Source organism: Stenotrophomonas sp. 1278, assembly GCF_029892765.1.
In the GTDB taxonomy this organism is placed as follows: domain Bacteria; phylum Pseudomonadota; class Gammaproteobacteria; order Xanthomonadales; family Xanthomonadaceae; genus Stenotrophomonas; species Stenotrophomonas indicatrix.
In genome coordinates, this window is record NZ_JARXWD010000025.1 from 16,484 (window position 1) to 39,813 (window position 23,330).

Genomic DNA, 23,330 nt, shown 5'->3' on the forward strand with positions numbered 1-23,330 from the left:
GTGTACGTTACGGGAACTGCAGCTCAACCACACCGTCATGCGGCAGGCTGACCTTGACCGGGGCGGTCTGCAGGTCGTCTTCGCTGCGGTTGGCGCTGCCGCTGCGCGAAATGCGCGCCAGTACTTCCACTTCGCGATGTGCCGACAACGGTGCCGTCGGCATCGGGCTGTCGCCGTCGCCGAGGCCGACCGTTGCAGGGAAGCCGGCCAGCGGCAGCTTGCGTGCAGCCACCGGCATCGGCGGGCCGCCCACCGCGCGCGCCAGCACGAAGACCTGGGTGCTGGCAGGCCAGTCACCCGCTTTCAACGATGCGGGCAGCTGCACACGTACCTGCAGCAGCGCGGGGGCGGCGGCCGGTGCGTGCGACGGCTGGCCGGCAGCCTCGCGGGCGATGGCGATCTGCGCCTGCAGCGCCTGTGCGGCACCCGGCTCCAGGCGTGGCAGCAGCGTGCTCCAGAGTTCGGCGGCCTCGGCATTGCGGCCCCGCTGGCGCAGGGCAATGCCAAGCAGCCAGCTTGCGCGTTCGGCGTCGGGCGACAAGGTACGTGCGCGCTGCAGCCATGCCAGCGCGGTGTCATCGAACTGCTTGCCAGGATCGGCCTGGGCGCGTGCCTGCGCGGCCTCGACCAGCACGCCTGGTTCGTCCGGTGCCAGTGCTGCGGCGCGGTTGAAGGCGTCGGCCGCGGCGGCGGCATTGCCAAGCTCGGCCTGCGAACGACCCAGCAGCGCCCAGCCATCGGCGCGTTGCGGGTCACGCTGCAGCGCCTGCTGCAGCGCCTCTACACCATCACGCAACGTGGCGACCGAAGGCGCGGGCTGCACCTGTGCGGCGCGGGGATTGCCGACCAGCAGGTACAGGCAGGCACCGGCCACGCCCAGTGCCACCACCCCCAGCACGAAGCTGCGACGGCCATGCTGGCGCAGCGGCCACAGCACCACGGCCGCCAACAGCGCAGCGGCCACTGCGGCGACCATCGGCAACCAGTGCGTCACCAGTCCTCTCCCTCGGTTGGGTCCGCTGCAGCGGATGCATCCATCTGCCGACTACGGCGACGGACGATGCCCATCACCACCAGCGCGCCGCCACCCAGTACCAGCAGCGGGCCGCCCCACAACAGCCAGGTGCCCGGTTGCAGTGGCGGTTGATAGAGCACGAACTCGCCATAGCGGGCGACCAGGAACTGCTTGATGGCCGCATCGTCGAGGCCCTGCTGCATCAACTGCAGCACTTCACGGCGCAGGTCCTGCGCGATCTGCGCATTGGAATCGGCCAGTGACTGGTTCTGGCACTGCACGCAGCGCAACTGCGCAGCCAGGTCGTGGAAGCGCGTCTCCTCGGCTGCATCGCGGAACATCAGCGGCCGCGCATCATGCACCGGTTGTTGGGCGAGGCCGGAGTTTGGCAGCGCCAGGATCATCGCCAGCAGCAGCGGCAGCAGCCAGCGCATGCGCTTACGGCGAGGCGTGCAGGGTATTGCCAGCATCGCCCTGGGCCTTTTCAAGCTTTTCCAGCGCCGGAATCAACTTCTCATCGACCACCTGCTGGGTCATCGCGCCGCTGTACTTCCAGCGCACGATGCCACTGCCGTCGACCAGGAAGGTCTCCGGTGCTGCCGTCACACCCCAGTCGATGGCGGTGCGGCCTTCGATGTCGCTCAACACGACCATGAACGGGTTGCCAAGCTGTTCCAGCCAGTGCAGCGCGTCGGTCGGTTCATCCTTCCAGTTGTAGCCGATCACGCGTACGCGCTTGCTCTCGGCGAAGCGGGTGAGCACCGGATGTTCTTCACGGCAGGCCGCGCACCAGCTGCCCCAGACGTTGAGCAGGTACGGCGCGCCACGCAGCTCCTCGCTGCGCACGATCATCTGCGGGTCATGCAGCACCGGCAGCGCAAACGCCGGCGCCGGCTTGTCGATCAATGCCGAGGGCAGCACGTCACGCTGCGGATCGCCCGATTTCATCACCCCGTAGATCATCAGGCCAAGCAGGCCGAAGAAGAACAGGACGCCGATCACGATGGCTACCGGCGGCAGCGGACGGGAAGGGCGTGGGGCGGGTGACTCGGACATGGGGAACTCCTACGGACGACGAAAGCGGCGATCGGCAGCGGTGATGAATCCGCCCAGGGCCATCAACAGCGCGCCCAGCCAGATCCAGCGCACGAAGGGCTTGATGTGCACCCGTACCGCCCATGCATTGTTGCCCAGCGGCTCGCCCAATGCCACGTAGACATCACCGCTGAGTCGTGCATCGATGCCTGCTTCGGTCATCACCTGGCCGCCGCTGGCGTACTGGCGCTTCTCTGGATGCAGCAGGGCCAGCTCGCGACCGTCGCGCAGCACCCGCAGATGGCCGCGATCAGCGATGAAATTGGGGCCTTCGCGGTGGTCCACGCCCTCGAAGCGCACTTCGTGCCCGGCGACCACCACCTGCTGGCCCGGCGACAGCGCCACTTCGCGCTGCACGTTCAATGCTTCCACCAGCAGCGCGCCGGCCAGGAATACCGCGACACCGGCATGGGCGACGATCATGCCAAGCATTTCGGCAGTGAAGCGGCCATTGCCACGCAGGCGCTGCCAGACGAACCGGGCGGTGCCCAGCCCAACCCAGGCCGCAGCCGCAACGCCGATGCCGGCCTTCCAGCCATTCTGCGGCGCCTGCCACCAGGCCCAGGCGCCAAGCAGCACAGCCAGCCCCGCCCATGGCAACAGCAATGCCAGTGCGCGCGAGGGTTGGTCGCGCTGCCACTTCACCAGCGGACCGAACGGCAGCAGCATCACCATCGGTGTCATCAACAGCAGGAACAGGCTGCCGAAGTACGGTGGACCCACCGAGATCTTGCCCAGCGACAGCGCATCGGCCAGCAGTGGGTAGAGGGTGCCCAGCAGGACCATCGCGCAGGCGCTGGCCAGCAGCAGGTTGTTGGCCAGCAGCAGGGTTTCCCGCGAGGTCGCGGTGAAGCCACGGCGCGGATCACCGGCGTCCACGGCCAGCCGTGGCGCACGCAGCGCATACAGCAGCAGGCTGCCCCCCACCAGCACCGACAGGAAGATCAGGATGAACAGCCCACGCGAGGGATCGGCCGCGAACGAATGCACGCTGGTCAGCACGCCGGAGCGGACCAGGAAGGTGCCCAGCAGCGACAGCGCGAACGCCGCGATGGCCAGCAGCAGCGTCCAGCTGCCGAAGGTGCCACGCTTTTCGGTGACCGCCTGCGAATGGATCAGCGCCGCGCCGACCAGCCAGGGCATGAAGCTGGCGTTCTCGACCGGGTCCCAGAACCACCAGCCGCCCCAGCCCAGCTCGTAGTACGCCCACCAGCTGCCCAGTGCGATGCCCAGCGTGAGGAAGCCCCAAGCGACATTGGTCCAGGGCCGGGTCCAGCGTTGCCAGCGTGCATCGACACGGCCTTCCAGCAGTGCCGCCACGGCGAAGGCGAACGGCACCGCAAAGCCGACGTAGCCCAGGTACAGCATCGGCGGATGGATGATCAGCCCCGGATCCTGCAGCAACGGGTTGAGGTCACGGCCTTCCAGTGGCACCGGGTTCAAGCGCAGGAACGGATTGGAGGTGAAGATCAGGAAGGCGAGGAAGCCGACGCTGACCACGCCCATCACCGCCAGCACGCGCGCCTGTACCGGTGCCGGCAGGTGGCGCGAAAACAGCGCCACTGCACCGGTCCACAGCGCCAGCACCAGCGCCCACATCAGCAGCGAGCCTTCGTGCGCCCCCCACACCGCCGAATAGCGGTAGATCAACGGCAGCAGCGAATTGGAATTCTCGGCGACGTAGCGCACCGAGAAATCCTGTTGCACGAAGGCCGCCGTCAGTACGGCGAAGGCGCCGGCCAGCAGCACCAGCTGGGCAAAGGCCGCCGGGCGGGCAACGGCCATCCATGCGTCATTGCCGCGCTGCGCGCCCACCAGCGGCAGCACCGCCTGCAGCAGCGAGGCCAGCAGCGCGCACAGCAGGAGGATCTGACCGAATTCGGGAAGCACTCAGCGCACCTCGGGCGCCGTGACCGGCACATCGTGCTTGCGATGCGCATCGCCCATCTTGTCGGCCACTTCCTTGGGCACGTAGTTCTCATCGTGCTTGGCCAGCACCTCGTCGGCGACGAAGGTACCGTCCTGCAGGCGACCGCTGGCGACCACGGCGGTCCCCTCGCGGAACATGTCCGGCAGGATGCGGTCGGTACTGACCGGGAGCGTCGCATCGCCGTCGGTGACCACGAAGTGGGCCTGCAGCGAGCCGCTGGGTCGATCGAAGGACCCCTTCACCACCATGCCGCCCAGGCGGAAGCGGGACTGCGCATCCACGTCCCCGCGCAGCACTTCCGAAGGCGTGTACAGGTAGGCGATGTTGCGCTGCAGGGCGAAGGCCACCAGCGTGGTGGCCAGCCCGGAGGCCAGCAACAGCAGGAGCACCCAGATCATGCGGCGTCGCTGTACCGGCGTCATCGGCTGAGCTCGGTGGCAAGCGGCGCCGGTGCCGACGCGTTGCCACGCGCCTGCAGCCGCTGCTGGCGGCGTTGCGCCAGCTGTCGGGCGCTGCGCAGGCGCAGCCACGAGCCCAGCGCATCGCAGGCCAGCACCAGCAGGAACACCGCGAAGGCGGCGATGAGGTAGGGCAGGTGGGTCATCGCCGTGCCTCCCCATCCGCGGTGCCGAAGCGCTCGCCGATCCAGGCCTTGCCGGCCTCGCGCGCGATGTTGTCGGCACGCGCCTTGGCCAGCAGCGAGCCGACGAACCACAGCTTGGTGGCGACCACCATCCACCACAGCGGGGCGATCAGTTCCGGCCGCACGGCGTTCTCGCCGAACACGTTGATCGACTGGCGCTGGTGCAGCGCGCCCCACCAGTCCACCGAGTAGCGGATGATCGGCAGCAGGCCCACGCCGACGATGGCCAGCAGGCCGGCCGCGCGTGCGGCACTGCGGCGGTCTTCGATGGCGTGGTACAGGCCGATCACGCCCAGGTACAGGAACAGCAGGATCAGCTCGCTGGTCATGCGCGGGTCCCAGTCCCACCAGGTGCCCCAGGTGCCCTTGCCCCAGATGCTGCCGGTCAGCAGGGTGATCAGGGTGAAGCCGGCGCCCATCGGCGCACAGGCCATCGCCAGGATCTCGCAGATCTTGATGCGCCAGATCAGCGCGATGGCGGCGTAGGCGGCCATCAGCGCAAACACGAACAGGCTCATCCACGCACTGGGTACATGGATGTAGATGATGCGGAAGGCGTCGTGCTGGTTCTGTTCCGGCGGTGCCACGAACAGGCCCTGCCACAGGCCGATCAGCAGCACCGGAACCGCCGCGGCGTAGAACACGCGGGACCAGCGTGCGGCGAAACGATCGAAGGTCGGGGGCGAACCGAGTTGATGGAACCAGCGGACGATCGGATTCATGCGTGGCGGCTATCCAGCAGGGGTGGATTGGCTCTCAGCTCGGTCAACTCAGAGAAATACGGATCGCAGCAGCGGTGGCCAGCGGTGCCAGCACCAGGGCGATCACCAGTCCAGCGCCCAGCATCAGCAGCGCACCGACCGGGTCCTGCCCGCGGCTGGCTGCCGCCAGGCTGCCGGCACCGAAGACAAGCACCGGTACGTACAACGGCAACGACAGCAACGCCACGAGAATACCAGAGCGCCGGATGCCGACGGTCAGTGCAGCGACCACGCCACCGATCAGGCTCAACAACGGTGTTCCCAGCAGCAACGATGCCAGCAACATCGGCAGCTGGTCATGCGGCAGATGCAGCATTTCCGCCAGCAACGGGCTCAGCAGGATCAGTGGCAGGGCGGTGGTCGCCCAATGCAGCAGCACCCGCACCAGCACCAGCCACGCCAGTGGCACCGGCGCCAGCAGCCATTGTTCGAGCGAACCGTCTTCGGCGTCGGAGCGGAACAGCGAATCCAGCGCCAGCTGCCCGGCCAGCAGTACCGCCAACCACAGCACCGCACCGGCGGTGACGGCCAGCGGCTGCGGGTCCCGGCCCTGGGCCAGTGCGAACAGCACCACCACCAGCAGGGCGAACAGCACCGGCTGCAGGGCATCGCCGCGACGCCGCCAGAGCAGGCGCAGGTCGCGCGCAATCAGCGCGCGGGCGGTCTGCCACAGACCCGGTTCGGTGCCTGGCGCGATCATGCTTCACCCCCCAGATCGAGCTGGCGGGTGCGTACCGGCGGGGCGGCATAGGCGCCATGCGTGGTGACCAGGGCGGCGCCGCCACTGCGCAGGTGTGCGGAAATCATCCGGTTGACCAGGTTGATGCCTTCCAGGTCGAGGTTGGCATAGGGTTCGTCGAGCAGCCACAGCGGTGCCGGCGACAACCAGATGCGGGCCAGCGCCAGCCGCCGCTTCTGTCCGGCCGACAGATGCCGCACCAGGGTGTCCTCGTAGCCGGCCAGGCCGACGATGGCCAGCGCATTGCCCGGCATCTGCCGTGCGCGGCGGCCGTGCAGGCCGCAGAGGAAATGCAGGTTCTCCAGCGTGTCCAGGTCCGGCTTCAGCGCCGGCAGGTGGCTGAGGTAGGCGACATAGCGCGCACGCTCGGCGTTGCTGGCCGGCCTACCATCGATCAGCACCTGGCCCGCGCCCGGGCGCGCCAGGCCCGACAGCACGCGCAGCAGGGTGGTCTTGCCGGCACCGTTGCCGCCCTGCACCAGCAGCGCCTCGCCGGCATCCACATGGAAGTCCAGCGGGCCGAACACCGGCTCGTCATTGCGGGAGAAGCTCAGGCCGCTGGCGGCCAGCAATGCAGGGGTGTTCAAGGCGCAGGGGTCTTCATGCGGGAGTGCGGCAGCAATTGTAGCGGTGAATGTGACCCGGTAGCGCCGGGCCATGCCCGGCGAGCGCGCAGCGCGGCTTGCCATCGGTGCGGCATGTGCAAAGAGCCGCCGGGTATGACCCGGCGCTACCGTCGGCGCCGCAGGCCGGGTCGGGATTTCGTACACTTCCAGCCCTTGTTTCCCCACAGCCCAGGCCGATGCAACCGAACACCAAGCTGCCCAAGGTCGGTACCACGATCTTCACCGTGATGTCCCAGCTCGCCGCCGAACACGGCGCGGTCAACCTCGGCCAGGGGTTCCCGGATTTCTCCGCACCGCAGCGCCTGATCGACGAGACCAGCAAGGCGATGGCCGCCGGCCTGAACCAGTACCCGCCGATGACCGGCGTGGCACCGCTGCGCCAGGCCATCGCGCAGAAGTCGCTGGACCTGTACGGCGCGACGATCGATCCGGACACCGAGATCACCGTCACCAGCGGCGCCACCGAGGCGATCTTCAACGCCATCCACGCCGTGGTGCGTGCCGGCGAGGAAGTGATCGTGCTCGACCCGGCCTACGACTGCTATGAGCCGGCGATCGAACTGGCCGGCGCCACCGCCGTGCACGTGCCGCTGGACCCGCAGACCTTCGCGGTGGACTGGGGCCGCGTGCGCGCGGCGATCACCCCGCGCACCCGCCTGCTGATGGTCAACACCCCGCACAACCCGTCCGGCGCGATGCTGGACGAGGCCGACATGCAGGCGCTGGCCGATGTACTGCGCGGCACGCAGATCTACCTGATTTCCGATGAGGTGTACGAGCACATCATCTACGACGGCCGTCGCCACGAATCGGCGCTGCGCTACCCGGAACTGCGCGAGCGCACCTTCGTCATCTCCAGCTTCGGCAAGACCTATCACTGCACCGGCTGGAAGATCGGCTATGCGGTGGCGCCGGCGGCGATGACCGCCGAATTCCGCAAGGTGCACCAGTACAACACCTTCACCAGCTTCGGCCCGGCGCAGTACGGTTTCGCCGCGATGATCCGCGACGAGCCGCAGCATCATCTGGAACTGGGCGCGTTCTATGAAGCCAAGCGCGACCGTTTCCGCGAGCAGCTGGCCGGTACCCGCCTGAAGGCGCTGCCGGTGCCGGGCGGCTACTTCCAGCTGGTCGACTATTCGGCCATCAGTGACCTGCCGGACCATGAGTTCGTGAAGTGGCTGACCATCGAGAAGGGCGTCACCGCCATTCCGCTGTCGCCGTTCTACGAAACCGCGCCGGTCGGCCAGCGCCTGGTGCGGCTGTGCTTCGCCAAGAACGAGGCCACCCTGGACGCGGCGATCGAACGCCTGCGCCTGCTGTGAGCGGAGGAGACAGCATGCAGGACCTGCGCATTTCCCTCGTCCAGGGCGACACCCGCTGGCACGACCCGGCCGGCAATCGCGCTTACTACGGTGCGCTGCTGGCGCCGCTGGCCGGCACCACCGATCTGGTGATCCTGCCGGAAACCTTCACCAGTGGCTTTTCAAACGAAGCCATCGCACAGGCCGAAGGCATGGACGGCCCGACCGTGGCGTGGGTGCGCGCGCAGGCCAAAGCCTTGAATGCGGCAGTGATCGGCAGCGTACAGCTGCGCGATGGCGAGGGCGTTTACAACCGCCTGCTGTTCGCCACCCCCGATGGTGGCCTGCAGTACTACGACAAGCGCCACCTGTTCCGTTACGGCGGCGAGCACGAGCGCTATGCCGCCGGCCGCGACCGGTTGTGCGTGGAATGGAAGGGCTGGCGGATCAATCCGCAGGTCTGCTACGACCTGCGTTTCCCGGTGTTCTGCCGCAACCGCTACAACGTCGAGCGTGCCGGCCAGCTGGACTTCGACCTGCAGATCTTCGTCGCCAACTGGCCTTCCGCGCGCGCCTACGCGTGGAAGACCCTGTTGCGTGCGCGCGCGATCGAGAACCTGTGTTTCGTCGCTGCGGTCAACCGCGTAGGCGTGGATGGCAACCAGCTGCATTACGCTGGCGACAGCGCGGTCATCGACTTCCTCGGCCAGCCGCAGGTGGAGATCCGCGAGCGCGAGCAGGTGGTGACCACCACCATCTCCGCCGAAGCGCTGGCCTCGCATCGTGCACGCTTCCCGGCCATGCTCGATGCCGATGCCTTCCATCTGGATGTGCAGGCCTGATACGGCGGCTGAACGCTTCCCGCCCCACCGCGCGCGCCTGCATCCAACGTGCACGCGCGCGCTGCTAGATTCGCCCACATTCCGACCGATTTGGATGTTCTGCCGATGAATACCAAGCCGTTTGCCCTGCTGCTGGCGCTGGCCGCAGCGTCCCTGGCCCCGACCGCGCAGGCCGGTGGCAACCTTGACTGCCAGCTGCGCTACAACCTGTCCGGCTGGTCGCTGATCTACAAGACCGCCTCGGGCAACGGCACCATCCACTGCACCAACGGTTCCAGCATGCCGGTGCGGATCCAGCTGAAGGGCGGCGGCCTGACCGTTGGCAAGTCGAAGATCACCGATGGCCGTGGCAGCTTCACCGGCGCCAGCAGCGTCGGCGAGCTGCTGGGCACCTACGCCTCGGTCGGCGCGCATGCCGGTGCGGTGAAGTCCAGCAACGCGCAGGTGATGACCAAGGGCGATATCTCGCTGGCCCTGTCCGGTACCGGCAAGGGCTGGGACCTGGGTGTGGACGGCGCGGCGTTCACCATCAGCCGGCGTTGAGGAGGGAGGGCTCCCCGGCTTCCCAGCTGATGCGGATGTAGTGCTGCTCGGCGTCGCTGGGCAGCCGTTCGACACTGAAGCGGTTCTCCAGCAGTTGCTCGACGACGCCGTCGACGAGGCGCTCGCTGGCCAGCGCCTTGTTGAAGCCGAACACGATGTAGCGGCGGCCGTTTTCCGAGCCTACCTGGATCGATTTGTCCAGATCCCTGTAGTACTGCTCGATCGGTCGAATGGCGGCGTCAGCGTTTGCGCGGGCCTGTTCTGCGGTGATGGTGATCATCGGCATCTGCGTGGTTGCGGAGTACACGCACCATAGCCAGCGCTGCCGCGCGGTTTCCGGCAGTGGCGCATAGTGCAGGGCGTTTGCAGCAATTCCTAGGCCAGCGCGCTCCGCGGACGCAGCAACCACAGCGCCAGCAGTGCACAGGCGATGATGGACGGCGCCAGCATCTGCAGTGCGCCGACAACGGCCATCGCCGCGCCGATCAGCAGGTAGTAGAGCAGGCCGAACAGGGCGCCGGCACTGCCCAGGCAGTGTGCATAGCCGCGTAGTGCCTGCCCGAGCACATTGGGGATGGCCAGGCCGAATCCCGCCACGACCGGCAGCATCGCCACCACCATGACCGGTTGCCCGCGCAGCAGCGCGGCCAGGACACCACCGGCCAGTACCAGCGATGCCGCGATGCGGATGCGCGTCAACGCAGGGACGCCGGCACGCAACAGGCGGCCATTGGCCCAGGCGCCCAACGCCGAACCCAGCGCCAGCACCGCACCGCTGGCGCCGAACCAGCTGGCGGGCCAGTGCAGGCGTGCGAACACGAACGGCCCCAGCGCGTACCAGCTGTACATGGCCACGTTGAAGGCCATGACCAGCAGCGCGTGCGACCAGATCCAACGGTCGCCCAGCAGTTGCCGCAGCAGGGGCCGCAGCGGTACGGGCGTGATCTGCGCGGGCCGGCTTTCACGCAGCCCGGTCGTGCAGCCCAGCATCAGCAATGCAGCGATCAGCAGCAGGCCGGCCTGCACGCCGGCATAGCCATCGGCAGCGACCAGCAGCGAGCCCAGTGCCAGCCCGATCGCCGGGCTCAGCGCCAGCGCCATGCCAATCCAGGAGAACGCCTGCGCCAGCGCGGGCCCTTCAAGGTGGTCGCGCAGCACGGTCTGCGTCACCACCGAGGCGGCGGCGGCGCCCAGGGCGGCCAGCATCTGCGCAGCCAGCACCTGGCCGAACGTGCCGGCCGCCAATCCGCCCAGTGCCGCCAGCACGAAAACGCACAGGCCACCCAGCAGGGCGGGGCGACGGCCAACGCGGTCGGCCAGCCTTCCCCACAGCAGGACGCCCAGCGCGAACCCCAGCAGGTACAGGCTCATCGCCTGGCTGGCAGCGCTGGCCGGCAGGGTGAAGCGTTGCGCCAGATCCGCCAGCGCCGGGCTGTACAGGGTCTGCGCCAGCTGCGGAAACATCAGCAGCGCAATGGTGAGGGACAGCAGGCGAGGTGACATCGGCGCGCTCCGGAAACAGGGGCGCGCATTGTCGTGGCCGTGCTGATGGCGCACTCTAGTGATTACGACAGTAGATGGATGAAATCGGACATGGCATGGCTGCAGCCCCACGCTCGCTTCGATGCCGATGCCTGGAGCGCCCCGGTGATCGGTATCGCTGCCACGCTGGCCGAGCATGACTCCGGTTGGCACCAGCACGCACGTTCGCAACTGCTGTACACGCGCGCCGGTTGCACGCGGCTGACGTTCGGCGATCGCATCAGCCTGTTGCCGCCATCGCGCGCGGCGTGGATTCCGGGTGGTCTGCTGCACCGCGCGCAGATGCGACAGGCCGTGGACTATCGGTCGCTGTACTTCGATGCCACGCTGTCGGCGCAGTTGCCGCAGCAGCCAGCAATCATTGGTGTCGGTCCCCTGCTGCAGGCGCTGCTGGAGCCGATCGCGCAGGCGCCGTTCGCACATGACTGGCAAGCGCCGCGAGCGGGGCATCAACTGGCGCTGTGCGTGCTTGAGATTGCCGCTGCGCCGGTGGAGCCGATGGAGCTGCCATTGCCGCGCGACCCGCGCATCGCCCGCTGCCTGCCGGTGGCCGAGCAGCTGCCGCCCGAACTGGGCGAGCTGGCCCAGCGCAGCGGACTGAGCGTGCGTACGATCGGGCGCCTGATGCAACGCGATACCGGCATGGGCTACCAGGCGTGGCGCCAGCAATGGCGGTTGATGCGGGCCATGGAACTGCTGCTGCTCGGCCATCGTGTCGCGCACGTGGCGCTGGAACTTGGATTCTCGGCAGAGAGTCCGTTCATCGCCTTCTTCCGCAGCATGGTCGCGACCACGCCTGCGGCGTTCCAGCGCGCCGAAAGCGCTCGAGCGGCAGGGTGAGCGTGGAGTGGTCGCGGCCGAACGCGGGGAAGCGGGCGCACGGGCCCGGCTTCCGTCGCCGTGTCTATTGCTGGGCCATCAGCCAGGCCAATGTACCGCGATGTGGTTCGGGCACGGTGCTGGACGCGGCATCAAGCAGCATCAGCGATGCCCAGCAGACGTCGGCAGCTGGTGCGGTGTCCATCCGCGGCAGTACTGCCATGGCCCGCGCGCGCGTGCTTTCGTCAGCCATCGAGGCGAGCAGGGCCTCGGTCGCCTCGGCAATCTGCTGTTCAGTGGCAGGGGTTGCGGGTCGCTGTTCGAGCTCGGCGAGGCTGGCCTGGTAGCTCATCTCGAACCAGAAATCGATGTCCTGCGACGGTCGCTTCTCCAGTTCGTTGAACAAGGTCCTGCCTACCTGCGCAATGTCCGACGCCGTGGTGGCGCGGGCGATCAGTGCGCATTTCTCTACCGGCATTCCGCGCAGCATTGCGGCCAGCAGCTGCGCACGCCGCTCCAGCATGGGGCGGGGCAGGCGGCCGATGCCATCCAGTGCAAGCTGTGCACCGGCGACAGCAGCCTTGTCCTTGCTGCCGGCCTGCTTGATGCGGGTGAGATAGCGCTCATCGACAATCAGCCGACGCAGCATGCGGTCGGCCGGATCGTGCAGGGCCGAAGATTTCGGCCAGGGATTCTGCGTGGCGGCGATTTCCTGCTTGAGCCGGTCGGCAGCGCGTTCGCAGCCGCCGACCAGCAACAGAGCCACCAGCACGGCGCCGATGCGGGCGCCGAGGGACAACATCCGTGTCATCGCTGTGTCCTTCATTGAAGGTGGAGATCAGCCGCCGCGCGGGCCGCTGCGACGCGGGCCACCCGGGCCACGGTTGCCGCCGGGGCCACCCGGGCCGCGGTTGCCACCCGGGCCGCCGGGACCACGGTTGCCGCCGGGGCCACCCGGGCCGCGATTGCCGCCCGGACCACCCGGACCACGGTTGCCGCCCGGACGTGCATTCGCATTGCCGCCCGGACGACCGTTGCCGGCCGGACGCGAGCTGCCGTACGGACTGAAGCCCGGATTGGCGTGGTCGGACGGGAAGCTGGGGGCATTGCCCGGATGGCCGTACGGGTGCTTGTTGCCCTGGCCCTGCGAGCGGTTGCCCGCACCGGCCGGACGACCCTGGCCGCCTGCGCCACCGGCGCCACCGCGTCCTTCACCACCGTAGCCACCGCGTCCTTCACCACCGTAGCCGCCACGACCCTGGCCGCCACCGGCGCCTGCGCCCGGACCCTTCGGCTTGCCGTACGGACGGCCCTGGCCGCCTGCACCTGCGCCCGGACCACGGGCACCCGGGCCACGAGCGCCTGGACCGGCATTGCGATGCCCGCTCGGGCCGGTGCTCACGCCATCCGGCACGTACCAGGTGCGGAATGCGGCCGGGTTGCCTTCCGGCAGCGAGCGGTCGTTCTTCGGCGCGCGCTGCTTGAACGGGCGCTGCGACTGCTTGGCAGCAGCTTCACCGCTGACGGTCAGGCCGCCCTTGAAACCGCCACCGCCCTTGCCGCCGCGACCGCGGCCGCGGTCTTCGCGCACGTTGTCGAAGCGACGCAGTTCGCGACCTTCATCGGCGGTGTTGTGACCATTGACGTAAGCGTTGCCACGGCCACCTTCGCGCACACGCACGGTGGTCTTGGCAGCGCGACGCTGGCCGATCACCGGCTGCAGGGTCAGGGCCGACGGCGCGCCTTCTTCCAGCTTCAGTTCGGCGCGCAGCGCTTCGACCTGGCTGCCCGGCAGTTCGACGGACTGGCCGCGGGCCAGTTCGCGCGGCAGGCTGACCTTGCCGTAGCGGGTGCGCTTGAGGCGGCTGACCTGGCAGCCCTGCGATTCCCACAGGCGGCGCACTTCGCGGTTGCGGCCTTCCTTCACCACGACGCGGAACCAGTCGTGCGAATCGGTGCCGCCGATGCGTTCGATCTCATCGAACTTGGCCGGGCCATCTTCCAGCGCGACACCACGGGTGAGGCGGTCGACGACGGCATCGGGCACCTTGTCCTCGCCTTCCGGGGCACGCACGCGCACCACGTACTCGCGCTCGACCTCGAAAGAGGGGTGCATCATGGCGTTGGCCAGCTCACCGTCGGTGGTCGCCAGCAGCAGGCCGGTGGTGTTGATGTCCAGGCGGCCGACGGCGATCCAGCGGGCACCCTTCAGCGCCGGCAGGGATTCGAACACGGTCGGGCGACCTTCAGGGTCTTCACGCGTGGTCACTTCGCCTTCCGGCTTGTTGTAGACCAGCACGCGCGACGGCTCGGCCAGCGCAGTGGCGACGAAGCCGCGGCCGTCGAGTTCGATCCTGTCGCCGCTCTTGACCGACATGCCGGTCTGGGCGACTTCACCGTTGACCTTGACCAGGCCTTCGGCAATGCGCTGTTCCAGCGCACGACGCGAGCCGAGGCCGGCCTGGGCCAGGACCTTGTGCAGGCGTTCTTCCAGCTTGAACTGTTCGGACGTGGCTTCGCGCTTGAGCGAAAGCTTGTTCAACGAGGGCTTGCGGGGGGTGTCACTCATCAGTTTTGCTCCGGCCGACGGTTTCGAGGTCGGCCTCTGGTTCGGAATCGGCTTGGTCAACAGCCACGGTCGTCTTCGCGACGGCGTTGTCTTCGCGTTCGTTCACTGTCACCGCGCGCTCGCCCGGCGCGGAATCGGGGTGCCCATCATCGGAGGGCGAAGGTGCTTGCTCATCGTCGGCCGCCGCAGGAAATGCGTCGGCAGAATCGGGGGTGTCGCCAGCGGTGGTGCCGGTGTCGTCATTTGCAGCGGCGTCCGGGTCGGCGCTCACGTCCGGGCCGTCGGCACTGGCGGCGAGGGGTGCGTCGCGATCCAGCGCCAGCTGCGGTTCCAGGTCGCCCAGGTCCTTCAGCTCGGACAGCGGCGGTAGTTCGTCCAGGCGTTTCAGCCCGAAGTAGTCCAGGAAGCCCTTGGTGGTGCCGAACAGGGCGGGCTTGCCAGGCACGTCGCGGTGGCCGACCACGCGGATCCACTCGCGCTCTTCCAGTGCCTGGATGATGTTACTGCTGACCGCCACGCCGCGCACCTGCTCGATCTCGCCACGGGTGATCGGCTGCCGGTAGGCGATCAGGGCCAGTGTTTCCAGGGTGGCGCGGGTATAGCGGGTCTTGCGTTCGGTCCACAGCCGGCTGATCCAGCCATGTACTTCGGCGGTCACCTGGTAGCGGAAGCCCGAAGCCACCTCCACCAGTTCCACGCCACGGTCCTGGCAGCCCTCGCGCAGCCGTTCCAGCGCACGTTCGATGCTGCCCGGTGGTGCCGGCTCATCTTCCGGGAACAGGTCCTTCAGCTGGGCCAGGGTGAGCGGCTGGCTGGAGGCCAGCAGCGCACCTTCGACAATGCGGTTGATCAGCGTTTGATCCATCGGCAGTCAGCGCTCACTCGTTTTCATTGGCGGCGTCGTTGTCGTCGAACTCGCTGCTGAACTGCAGCGGGGCATTGGTATTGCCGGCGGCCAGGGACTTCACGTAGATCGGCGCCAGCGGTTCTTCCTGCACCAGGTCCAGCAGCTGTTCCTTGGCCAGTTCCAGCACTGCCAGGAACGTGACCAGCACGCCCAGCTTGCCTTCTTCGGCGGTGAACAGGTTTTCAAAACGATAGAACCTGCCGTCTTCAAGCCGCCCCAGCACTTCACCCATGCGCTGCCGGACACTCAGCGCCTCGCGCTTGATGGCGTGGCCGGTGAACAGCTCGGCGCGCTTGAGCACGTCGTGCAGCGCCATCAGCATTTCCTTCAGGTCCACCGGCGGCGGCAGCTTCACTGCGGCGCGCTCGGGCATGAAGGCATGTGCCACGGTGGTGTCACGGTCCTGCCGGGGCAGGGCGTCGATATCCTCGGCGGCCTGCTTGAAGCGTTCGTACTCCTGCAGCCGTCGCACCAGCTCCGCACGCGGATCGGCTTCCTCTCCCTCCACGCTGGGGGGGCGGGGCAGCAGCATGCGCGACTTCACTTCCGCCAGGATCGCCGCCATCACCAGGTACTCGGCGGCAAGCTCGAAGCGCAGCTCGCGCATCACGGTGATGTATTCCACGTACTGCCGGGTGATCTCGGCCACGGGAATGTCCAGTACGTCCAGGTTCTGCCGGCGGATCAGGTACAGCAGCAGGTCCAGCGGTCCTTCAAAGGCATCCAGGATGACTTCCAGCGCATCCGGCGGGATGTACAGGTCCTGCGGAATCTGCAGGACCGGTTGCCCATGCACCACGGCCAGCGGCATTTCCTGCTGCTGGGGGGCGGGCGGCCGGGTTGGCGTGTTCGCGTCGAGCGCGAGTTCGGAAGTCATCTAATGGAGATCAGGATTGCAACGGACCAGTCGCGGTAGCTGACACACCGGGCAACTGCCACGGACCGCCAGGACACCAGGCGCGCCTGTCTCGGCGCGGTTCCACACATCAAACAACAGGGCGCTCCGCAGGACACGGCAGCGACAGGACTACGGGGAGGTCGTCTACGTGGCCCGGTCGGGTGGACCGGTTCGAAGCAGCGGGTCGGTCGTCGGGGGCTGCGTTGGCCGCAAAAACCGACGGGCTGCTGCATCCATCCACGTGCAATGGTCCCTAGGGTAAGCCTTTGCCTCGCCAGTGTCCAGCCGAGGCCGGGCAGGCGGCGGGATTGGCTAGAATCGGCCCACCAGCAACGCAAGCGAGGAAATGCCGGTGTGGTATGTGATTGAAGGATATGACGGCCAGGATGTGCTGGCCCAGCGGCTGCAGGCGCGGCCCGAGCACCTGGCGCGGCTGACCGCGTTGCGCGATGAAGGCCGCCTGCTTCTGGCCGGGCCGTGTCCGGCGATCGACAGCGAAGACCCGGGCCCGGCAGGGTTCAGTGGCTCGGTGGTGATTGCCGGCTTCGACTCATTGCAGCAGGCCCAGGCCTGGGCCGATGCCGATCCCTATGTTGCCGCAGGCGTCTATGTGCGGGTGCAGGTGCGACCGTTCCGCAAGGTGCTGCCGTGAACGCGGAACGGATCGAGCAGATTCGTGATGCGCTGCAGCAAGCGCTGTCCCCCAGCGTGCTTGAAATCGAAGACGACAGCCATCGCCATGCAGGCCATGCCGGAGCGCGCGATGGTCGCGGCCATTTCAACGTGCACGTGGTCAGCGAGCGCTTCGCGGGAATGGCCCCGCTGGCGCGCCATCGCGCGGTCTACGCCGCCTTGGGCACGTTGATGGAAACCGACATCCACGCGTTGTCCATCCGCGCGCATACCCCGTCAGAACAGGGCTGAGGCCTTGTCCCGCGCTGTCCTGGCAGGTCCGTTGATGGGCCTGCCAGGGACAGGTTTCCGTGTCCGTTTGGGGACATTCGTCTAACGGACTGTTTACAAGCGCAGATGGAAACGCTTACATTCCGCGCCAATGCTGGTAGGTCCAAGCCGTGGAGGGCGGCTTCGTGAACAAGGCAGCCATAACAATCAAAGACGTCGCCCGTGAAGCCAAGGTCTCTGTGGCCACCGTTTCGCGCGCGCTCAACGGGCATGAAAATGTCGCCGAACCGGTCCGCCAGCTTGTGCTGGAGGTGGCCGCACGGCTGCGTTACACCCCGCATGCCGCCGCTCGCAGCCTGAGCAGCCGCCGCACCAATACGGTGGGCGTGGTGCTTCCGGACCTGTACGGCGAATTCTTCTCCGAACTGATGCGTGGCATCGACAACGTCGCCCGCAGCCGGCGCCAGCACCTGCTGGTGTCGAGCTATCACGGCGACCAGGAGCAGCAGGGTGCAGCCCTGCGTGCCATGCGCGGCCGGGTCGACGGTCTGCTGGTGCTCTCGCCCTATGCCGAGAGCCCCGGGTTCCTGACCGACAACCTGCCGCAGGCATTGCCGACGGTACTCATCAACACCTACCTGCCTGGGCAGGACCATCCGGTGTTGAGCATCGATGACCATGCCGGGGCGATGGCGATGACCCGCCACCTGCTCGATGCTGGCCATCGGCGCATTGCATTCATTTCTGGCCCGGACCTCAACTTCGACGCGCGCGAGCGCCTGCGCGGCTTCCGTGACGCGCTGGCGGCGTTTGGCAGCGGCGCCGAAGGCATCGAGCTGCCCGGTGATTTCGACGAAGCTTCCGGCCATCGCGCCGGTCAGGAGTTGCTGGCAGCCGGCACGCTGCCCGATGCCGTATTCGCCGCCAACGACATGATGGCCCTGGGTTGCCTGTATGCCTTCGCGCAGGCAGGTGTCCATGTCCCGACCGATGTCGCCCTGGCCGGCTTCGATGACATTCCGCTTGCGCGTTTCGTTCACCCGTCGCTGACCACCATGCAGGTCAGCATTGCCGAACTGGGCGATCGGGCGATGTCGCGTTTGTTGCAGTTGATGGACGGCACCTCCACGGAAGGGGCAGGGGACAAGCAGACCCTGGTCCCGCGCCTGATTGTTCGCGATTCCACCACTCCGCCATCCGGCCATTGAAGCCAGAGGCGTTCCTTCTTTTTTGATTGATCGCAGGTGCCGCGCAAGCGGTCACCGCCACCCGGAGATTGAGTTGATGATGCATTCCACTATCCGCACGCCGGCGCGCCGGCTGCTGAGCACCGCACTGGTCAGCTGCCTGATGCTGGCCGCCGCCCCGAACGTCATGGCGCAGTCGGCCAACGCCAGCCTGCGTGGCCAGGTGTCCGGCGCCCAGGCCGGTGCCGAAGTCACCGCCACCAACGTCGCCACCGGCACCGTCCGTCGCGGCACCGTGCGCGCCGACGGCAGCTACTCGCTGATGGGCCTGGATCCGGGCACCTACAACGTGGTCGCCAACGGCCAGACCCAGAAGGTTACCGTCACCGTCGCCTCGACCGCGACGCTGAACTTCAGCGAGGCGGCTGCCGGTGGTACCGGCTCGACCGCCGCCACCAACCTGGACACCGTCAACGTCGTCGCGCCGACCCTGCTGCAGGAAGTGCGTACCTCCGAAGTCGGCAAGACCGTCAGCCTGCAGCAGATCCAGACCACCCCGCAGGTGTCGCGCAACTTCCTGGAGTTCGCCGACGCGGTGCCGGGCCTGATCTTCACCCGTGATGCCAAGGGCAATACCTCGCTGCGCGGCGGTGCCACCAATTCCGACGGTACCAACGTCTACATCGACGGCGTGGGCCAGAAGAGCTACGTCAAGGGCGGCGGCGTGGCCGGCCAGTCCGGCAGCGCCGGCAACCCGTTCCCGCAGTTGGCCATCGGCGAATACAAGGTCATCAGCGGCAACTACAAGGCCGAGTACGGCCAGGTGTCGAGCGCCGCAGTGACCGCTGCCACCAAGTCCGGTACCAATGAATTCAAGGGTGAGGCGTTCTACCGCTACACCGATGAGGACATGCGCGCCAAGACCCCGGCCGAGCGCCAGGGCGGCAAGGACAAGATGGTCTCGGCCGAGAAGGAATACGGCTTCGCCCTGGGCGGCCCGATCATCCAGGACAAGGCCCACTTCTTCGTGACCTACGAAGCCAAGCGCTTCGACCTGCCGGTCACCATCGCGCCGGACGGCGCGGTCACCGGTGCTGCCGGCCTGCTGCCGCCCGCAGGCGCCGCCGGCCTGGGCCCGGCCAGCCAGCCGTTCCAGCAGGATCTGATCTTCGGCAAGATCGACTTCGAGCCGACCGACAACGATCGCATCGAGCTGACCTTCCAGGACCGCGACGAAACCCAGTCGCAGTTCAGTGGCCAGACCTCGCCGGAAGCCGGTCGTGAAGTGGTCAACACCGACCGTCGTTACGCCCTGCGCTGGAACCACAGCGGCGAGCGTTACTACAACGAAATGATGGTCACCCATGAAGATTCGTTCAACAACCCGACCCCGCTGACCTTGGCCAACGGCATCACCTACACCGCACCGGACGGCACCGAAGACCGCACCGTGGTGAAGATCGGTGGCGCATCGGCACTGGATTCGCAGGTGAAGGGCCAGAAGGGCTGGTCGATCGAAGACAACCTGACCCTGGACGGCATCCAGTGGGCCGGCGACCACACCATCAAGATGGGCGTGAAGTACAAGGCGATCGACCTGTACGCCTCCGATGCGGCGCAGATCAACCCGACCTTCACCTACAGCCTGGGCGATCCGGACTTCCCCGATTCCATTCCGTACAAGGCGCAGTTCGTCAAGCCGGTGACCGGCGTGGACGGCGTGTCCGGTGAAGTGCGTTCGAAGTCCAAGCAGTACGGCGTGTTCATCCAGGACGACTGGCAGGTCAACGACCACCTGCAGATCAACCTCGGCCTGCGCTGGGACTACGAAAAGACCCCGTCCTACCTGGACTTCGTCACCCCGCAGGCCGTGGTCGACGCGATCTATTCGCAGGATCCGCGTGCTGCCGCCGGCCAGACCTACGCCGATTCGCTGGCGCTGGGCGGCCTGGACATCAGCGACTACATCAGCAACGGCCACAACCGCAAGGCATTCAAGGATGCATGGCAGCCGCGCCTGGGCTTCTCGTATGACATCAACGCCGACGAGCAGCACGTGATCCACGGTGGTGCCGGCCGTTCGTACGACCGCGACCTGTTCGACAACCTGCAGCTGGAAACCACCAAGCTGGCCCTGCCGCAGCCGACCATCTACTTCCGCAACCCGGCCACCGGCACCTGCATCAACGGCCAGGCCGCCTGCTATGACTGGAACCCGAACCTGCTCAACGGCATCGGCAACCTGCAGAGCCTGGTCGGTGCGACCAGCAATGCCGGCCTGGAAGTGGATCTGCTGAACAACAAGCTGAAGGCTCCGTACTCCGATCAGTTCAGCCTGGGCATGAGCAACCAGATCGGTGACTGGCTGACCGACGCCACCATCGCCCGTACCCTGAGCTACGACGGCTTCGCCTTCACCCTGGGCAACCGTTACCCGACCGGCCAGTTCTTCGATGACCCGCGCCTGTGCGGTGGCACCGAGCCGGGCCTGAGCCAGGCCTGGAGCTGCAACGTGCCGGGCTTCGGCAGCCTGATCATCGGCCAGCAGGGCATCAAGACCCGTGCGACCCAGATCCTGCTGTCGGCGCAGAAGCCGTTCACCCAGGAAAGCGGCTGGGGTACCTCGATCGCCTACACCTGGACGACCGCGCGCCACAACCGCGACATCAACGAGAAGTACGCCTTCGACCGCGGCCTGATCGAGGATTACCCGACCATCCGTTCCAACGGCGCGCCGCGCCACCGCCTGGTGGTCACCGGTTCGTACGCGGGCTTCTGGGGCATCACCTTCGGTGGCAAGATCACCCTGGCTACCCCGACCGCCGTCAATGACTGGTACCCGGTGCCGCAGGCCAGTGGCTACAACCTGCCGACGCCGCAGGCGGCTGTGCCCAACGCCAATGGCAAGTTCCTGGTGGGTGGCAAGATCTTCGGCTACCGTTCGGTCGACCTGCAGGCGACGAAGACGTTCAAGCTGGCGGGCGATACCGAGCTGTACGCGCGTATCGACATCATCAACGTGTTCAACTTCGACAACTTCTCCACCTACAACTACGTCAAGACCAACGGCAAGCTGCAGGCCAGCTACAACGAGACCGGCGACATCATCGGTACTCCGCGTCAGGTCAAGGCCGAAGTGGGCTTCCGCTTCTGATCGCGGGAAGTTGATGCAGTACGGAGCCATCGGTTCGCCGATGGCTCCGGTTTCAACGGCAATGGCCGGCCTCCGGGCCGGTCCATTGCCCACGCCATTGCCGGGCAGGGGGCAATGGCGTGGGCAATGACCGCGGTGTCATCAACCACGTTTTCGTGGTTTTTTAAGACCGCACTTTGTAAACGATTTCAGGTCATTGGACGTTATGCTCTTTCATCGATCAGCCCACCGGAGGAACCGCGCCATGCAGGCACGCCACCTGATGACCGCCGCTGCGATGACCCTGGCCATCGCCGCCTGCAAACCGGCCCAGCAGGAGCCTGCCAAGCCGCGCCCGCCGGTGATCCTGATCGAGGCCGACGCACCGCCGCGGCCGATGAAGCCGGAGCTGCCGCCTCTGTTCGATGACATCGAGCGCCGCACCTTCCAGTTCTTCTGGGATACCACCAACGAGATCAACGGCCTGACCCCGGACCGCTATCCGTCGCGGCCGTTCGCCAGCATCGCCTCGGTCGGCTTCGCCCTGACCGCTTATCCGATCGGCATCGAGAACGGCTGGGTCAGCCGCAACCAGGCGATCGACCGCACCCTGACCACCCTGAAGTTCTTCCGCGACGTGCCGATGGGCCCGCAGCGCACCGGCAAGGCCGGCTACAAGGGCTTCTATTACCACTTCCTGGACATGCAGGAAGGGCGCCGCTACGACAGCTGGGTGGAACTGTCCTCGGTGGACACCGCGCTGCTGATGATGGGCGTGCTGTTCGCCCAGTCGTACTACGACGGCGACGATCCGCGCGAGAAGGAAATCCGGCAGATCGCCGACACCCTGTACAAGCAGGTCGACTGGCCGTGGCTGCAGCAGCGTGCGCCGCTGATCTCGATGGGCTGGTTCCCCGAGAACGGCTTCATCGACCATGACTGGATGGGCTACAACGAGGCGATGATGGTCTACATCCTCGCCCTGGGTTCGCCCAGCCATCCGGTCAGCCCGGATGCGTGGACAGTGTGGACGCGGACCTACGACAACGACTGGGGCGTCTACCAGGGCCAGGAATACCTGTCCTTCGGCCCGCTGTTCGGCCACCAGTACAGCCACGTCTGGATCGATTTCCGCGACATCCAGGATGCCTACATGCGCGAGCGTGGCAGCACCTACTTCCTCAACAGCCGTTCGGCCGCGCTGGCCCAGCGTGAGTACGCCATCGCCAATCCGATGAACTGGAAGGAGTACGGCGAGAACGTGTGGGGCCTGACCGCCAGTGATGGTCCGCAGAACACCACCCAGGAATACCGCGGTGAGCAGCGCCAGTTCCGCCATTACTCGTCGCGCGGCGCAGGCTTGCGCGAGAATTTCGATGACGGCACGATCGCGCCAACCGCAGCGATCTCCTCGGTCGTGTTCGCGCCCGAGGAAGTGATCCCGGCCACGTTGGAGATGCACAAGCGCTACGGCGACTACATCTACTCCAGCTATGGCTTCCTGGATTCGTTCAATCCCAGTTTCAACTACGACATCCCGATCAAGACCGGGCGCGTGGTGCCTGATCGCGGCTGGGTCGCCAGCGACTACATCGCCATCGACCAGGGCCCGATCCTGACCATGATCGCCAACTACCGCAACGACTTCGTCTGGGATGTGATGAAGAAGAACCCTTACATCCGCAAGGGCCTGGAACGGGCGGGCTTCAGTGGTGGCTGGCTGGCGCCGGAAGGCTCCTTCCAGCCGCTGGAGCTGCAGAAGGATGAGAAGGCCGCCGCAGCACGTGCGGTCGGTATCGCCGAATCACGTGCGGCCGCCGCGCAGGAACAGAAAAACAATGCCAACCGCAACACCGGCCAGGGGAAGTAACAAG

The 23,330-nt window shown here is 66.9% G+C and carries 24 protein-coding genes and 1 pseudogene; 9 read left to right on the forward strand and 16 right to left on the reverse strand.

Annotation, left to right across the window (positions count from 1 at the left end; translation table 11 throughout):
* Positions 1 to 7 precede the first annotated feature (7 nt).
* The 10 genes and pseudogenes from M2299_RS17190 to ccmA all read right to left on the reverse strand — a co-directional run bounded on the left by M2299_RS17190 (position 8) and on the right by ccmA (position 6,842).
* Positions 8 to 997 carry a tetratricopeptide repeat protein gene (locus tag M2299_RS17190; RefSeq protein ID WP_099843075.1) on the reverse strand — a complete coding sequence of 330 codons (990 nt, stop codon included), beginning with the start codon at positions 995 to 997 and terminating at the stop codon, positions 8 to 10.
* Positions 991 to 1,419, reverse strand: a complete 429-nt coding sequence (locus M2299_RS17195; protein ID WP_223486361.1) for a cytochrome c-type biogenesis protein — start codon at positions 1,417 to 1,419, stop codon at positions 991 to 993. Before M2299_RS17195 ends, M2299_RS17190 begins: the two co-directional genes overlap by 7 nt.
* Before the next feature lie 34 nt (positions 1,420 to 1,453).
* Complete coding sequence (locus M2299_RS17200) at positions 1,454 to 2,071, reverse strand: DsbE family thiol:disulfide interchange protein (protein ID WP_025876469.1); 618 nt, start codon at positions 2,069 to 2,071, stop codon at positions 1,454 to 1,456.
* 9 nt (positions 2,072 to 2,080) lie between these two features.
* Positions 2,081 to 4,000: a heme lyase CcmF/NrfE family subunit gene (locus M2299_RS17205; protein WP_280884734.1), complete on the reverse strand. Its 1,920-nt coding sequence runs from the start codon at positions 3,998 to 4,000 to the stop codon at positions 2,081 to 2,083.
* Positions 4,001 to 4,462, reverse strand: a complete 462-nt coding sequence (gene ccmE, locus M2299_RS17210) for a cytochrome c maturation protein CcmE (protein WP_099784807.1) — start codon at positions 4,460 to 4,462, stop codon at positions 4,001 to 4,003. It lies immediately after the preceding gene.
* Positions 4,459 to 4,608, reverse strand: a complete 150-nt coding sequence (locus M2299_RS17215) for a heme exporter protein CcmD (protein WP_327083168.1) — start codon at positions 4,606 to 4,608, stop codon at positions 4,459 to 4,461. The genes ccmE and M2299_RS17215 overlap by 4 nt, the downstream gene beginning before the upstream one ends.
* Positions 4,577 to 4,660, reverse strand: a pseudogene (locus M2299_RS20665) (hypothetical protein); the annotation flags it as partial. The gene M2299_RS17215 and the pseudogene M2299_RS20665, both read right to left, overlap by 32 nt.
* Positions 4,641 to 5,405: a heme ABC transporter permease CcmC gene (ccmC, locus tag M2299_RS17220; RefSeq protein ID WP_025876477.1), complete on the reverse strand. Its 765-nt coding sequence runs from the start codon at positions 5,403 to 5,405 to the stop codon at positions 4,641 to 4,643. The gene ccmC and the pseudogene M2299_RS20665, both read right to left, overlap by 20 nt.
* A 43-nt stretch (positions 5,406 to 5,448) precedes the next feature.
* Complete coding sequence (gene ccmB, locus M2299_RS17225; protein ID WP_280884735.1) at positions 5,449 to 6,144, reverse strand: heme exporter protein CcmB; 696 nt, start codon at positions 6,142 to 6,144, stop codon at positions 5,449 to 5,451.
* Positions 6,141 to 6,842 carry a heme ABC exporter ATP-binding protein CcmA gene (gene ccmA / locus M2299_RS17230; RefSeq protein WP_088101762.1) on the reverse strand — a complete coding sequence of 234 codons (702 nt, stop codon included), beginning with the start codon at positions 6,840 to 6,842 and terminating at the stop codon, positions 6,141 to 6,143. Before ccmA ends, ccmB begins: the two co-directional genes overlap by 4 nt.
* Before the next feature lie 143 nt (positions 6,843 to 6,985).
* On the opposite strand from ccmA, the gene M2299_RS17235 reads away from it, so the two are divergent.
* The 3 genes from M2299_RS17235 (at position 6,986) to M2299_RS17245 (ending at position 9,498) form a co-directional block, all read left to right on the forward strand.
* A complete protein-coding gene (locus M2299_RS17235) occupies positions 6,986 to 8,134 on the forward strand; it encodes a pyridoxal phosphate-dependent aminotransferase (protein ID WP_099784805.1) in 1,149 nt (382 codons plus the stop codon).
* A gap of 14 nt (positions 8,135 to 8,148) precedes the next feature.
* Positions 8,149 to 8,955: an amidohydrolase gene (locus M2299_RS17240; RefSeq protein WP_099843070.1), complete on the forward strand. Its 807-nt coding sequence runs from the start codon at positions 8,149 to 8,151 to the stop codon at positions 8,953 to 8,955.
* Between the two features lie 105 nt (positions 8,956 to 9,060).
* Positions 9,061 to 9,498, forward strand: coding sequence for a hypothetical protein (locus M2299_RS17245; RefSeq protein ID WP_025876484.1), 438 nt, complete (start codon positions 9,061 to 9,063; stop codon positions 9,496 to 9,498).
* On the opposite strand, the gene M2299_RS17250 is transcribed toward M2299_RS17245, so the two are convergent.
* Both M2299_RS17250 and M2299_RS17255 read right to left on the reverse strand, forming a co-directional pair.
* Positions 9,485 to 9,778: a hypothetical protein gene (locus M2299_RS17250; protein WP_248149206.1), complete on the reverse strand. Its 294-nt coding sequence runs from the start codon at positions 9,776 to 9,778 to the stop codon at positions 9,485 to 9,487. The genes M2299_RS17245 and M2299_RS17250 overlap by 14 nt on opposite strands.
* Positions 9,779 to 9,873: 95 nt before the next feature.
* Positions 9,874 to 11,001, reverse strand: a complete 1,128-nt coding sequence (locus tag M2299_RS17255; protein ID WP_280884736.1) for an MFS transporter — start codon at positions 10,999 to 11,001, stop codon at positions 9,874 to 9,876.
* Positions 11,002 to 11,091: 90 nt separating this feature from the next.
* Here M2299_RS17255 and M2299_RS17260 point away from each other — a divergent pair, with 90 nt between their 5' ends.
* A complete protein-coding gene (locus tag M2299_RS17260) occupies positions 11,092 to 11,880 on the forward strand; it encodes a helix-turn-helix transcriptional regulator (protein WP_099843068.1) in 789 nt (262 codons plus the stop codon).
* A 64-nt stretch (positions 11,881 to 11,944) separates the two neighbouring features.
* On the opposite strand, the gene M2299_RS17265 is transcribed toward M2299_RS17260, so the two are convergent.
* The 4 genes from M2299_RS17265 to M2299_RS17280 are packed head-to-tail and all read right to left on the reverse strand — an operon-like array spanning position 11,945 to position 16,212.
* Positions 11,945 to 12,670: a hypothetical protein gene (locus M2299_RS17265; protein WP_133119351.1), complete on the reverse strand. Its 726-nt coding sequence runs from the start codon at positions 12,668 to 12,670 to the stop codon at positions 11,945 to 11,947.
* 27 nt (positions 12,671 to 12,697) lie between these two features.
* Positions 12,698 to 14,428, reverse strand: coding sequence for a pseudouridine synthase (locus M2299_RS17270; RefSeq protein ID WP_099784798.1), 1,731 nt, complete (start codon positions 14,426 to 14,428; stop codon positions 12,698 to 12,700).
* Entirely contained in the window at positions 14,421 to 15,293 is an 873-nt protein-coding gene (gene scpB, locus M2299_RS17275; RefSeq protein ID WP_025876496.1) for an SMC-Scp complex subunit ScpB, read from the reverse strand. The genes M2299_RS17270 and scpB overlap by 8 nt, the downstream gene beginning before the upstream one ends.
* A gap of 13 nt (positions 15,294 to 15,306) precedes the next feature.
* Entirely contained in the window at positions 15,307 to 16,212 is a 906-nt protein-coding gene (locus M2299_RS17280) for a ScpA family protein (protein ID WP_025876498.1), read from the reverse strand.
* A 373-nt stretch (positions 16,213 to 16,585) separates the two neighbouring features.
* Between M2299_RS17280 and M2299_RS17285 the strand changes: the two genes are divergently transcribed.
* The 5 genes from M2299_RS17285 to M2299_RS17305 all read left to right on the forward strand — a co-directional run bounded on the left by M2299_RS17285 (position 16,586) and on the right by M2299_RS17305 (position 23,326).
* On the forward strand, positions 16,586 to 16,885 hold the full coding sequence (locus M2299_RS17285; RefSeq protein WP_025876500.1) for a YciI family protein: 300 nt from the start codon (positions 16,586 to 16,588) through the stop codon (positions 16,883 to 16,885).
* Positions 16,882 to 17,157: a BolA family protein gene (locus tag M2299_RS17290; RefSeq protein WP_099843064.1), complete on the forward strand. Its 276-nt coding sequence runs from the start codon at positions 16,882 to 16,884 to the stop codon at positions 17,155 to 17,157. The genes M2299_RS17285 and M2299_RS17290 overlap by 4 nt, the downstream gene beginning before the upstream one ends.
* Before the next feature lie 164 nt (positions 17,158 to 17,321).
* Entirely contained in the window at positions 17,322 to 18,344 is a 1,023-nt protein-coding gene (locus M2299_RS17295) for a LacI family DNA-binding transcriptional regulator (protein ID WP_025876505.1), read from the forward strand.
* A gap of 76 nt (positions 18,345 to 18,420) precedes the next feature.
* Positions 18,421 to 21,477: a TonB-dependent receptor gene (locus tag M2299_RS17300; RefSeq protein ID WP_059064656.1), complete on the forward strand. Its 3,057-nt coding sequence runs from the start codon at positions 18,421 to 18,423 to the stop codon at positions 21,475 to 21,477.
* A gap of 244 nt (positions 21,478 to 21,721) precedes the next feature.
* Positions 21,722 to 23,326 (forward strand): glucoamylase family protein, encoded by a 1,605-nt coding sequence (locus M2299_RS17305; RefSeq protein ID WP_080148417.1) that lies wholly within the window; start codon positions 21,722 to 21,724, stop codon positions 23,324 to 23,326.
* Positions 23,327 to 23,330 lie beyond the last annotated feature (4 nt).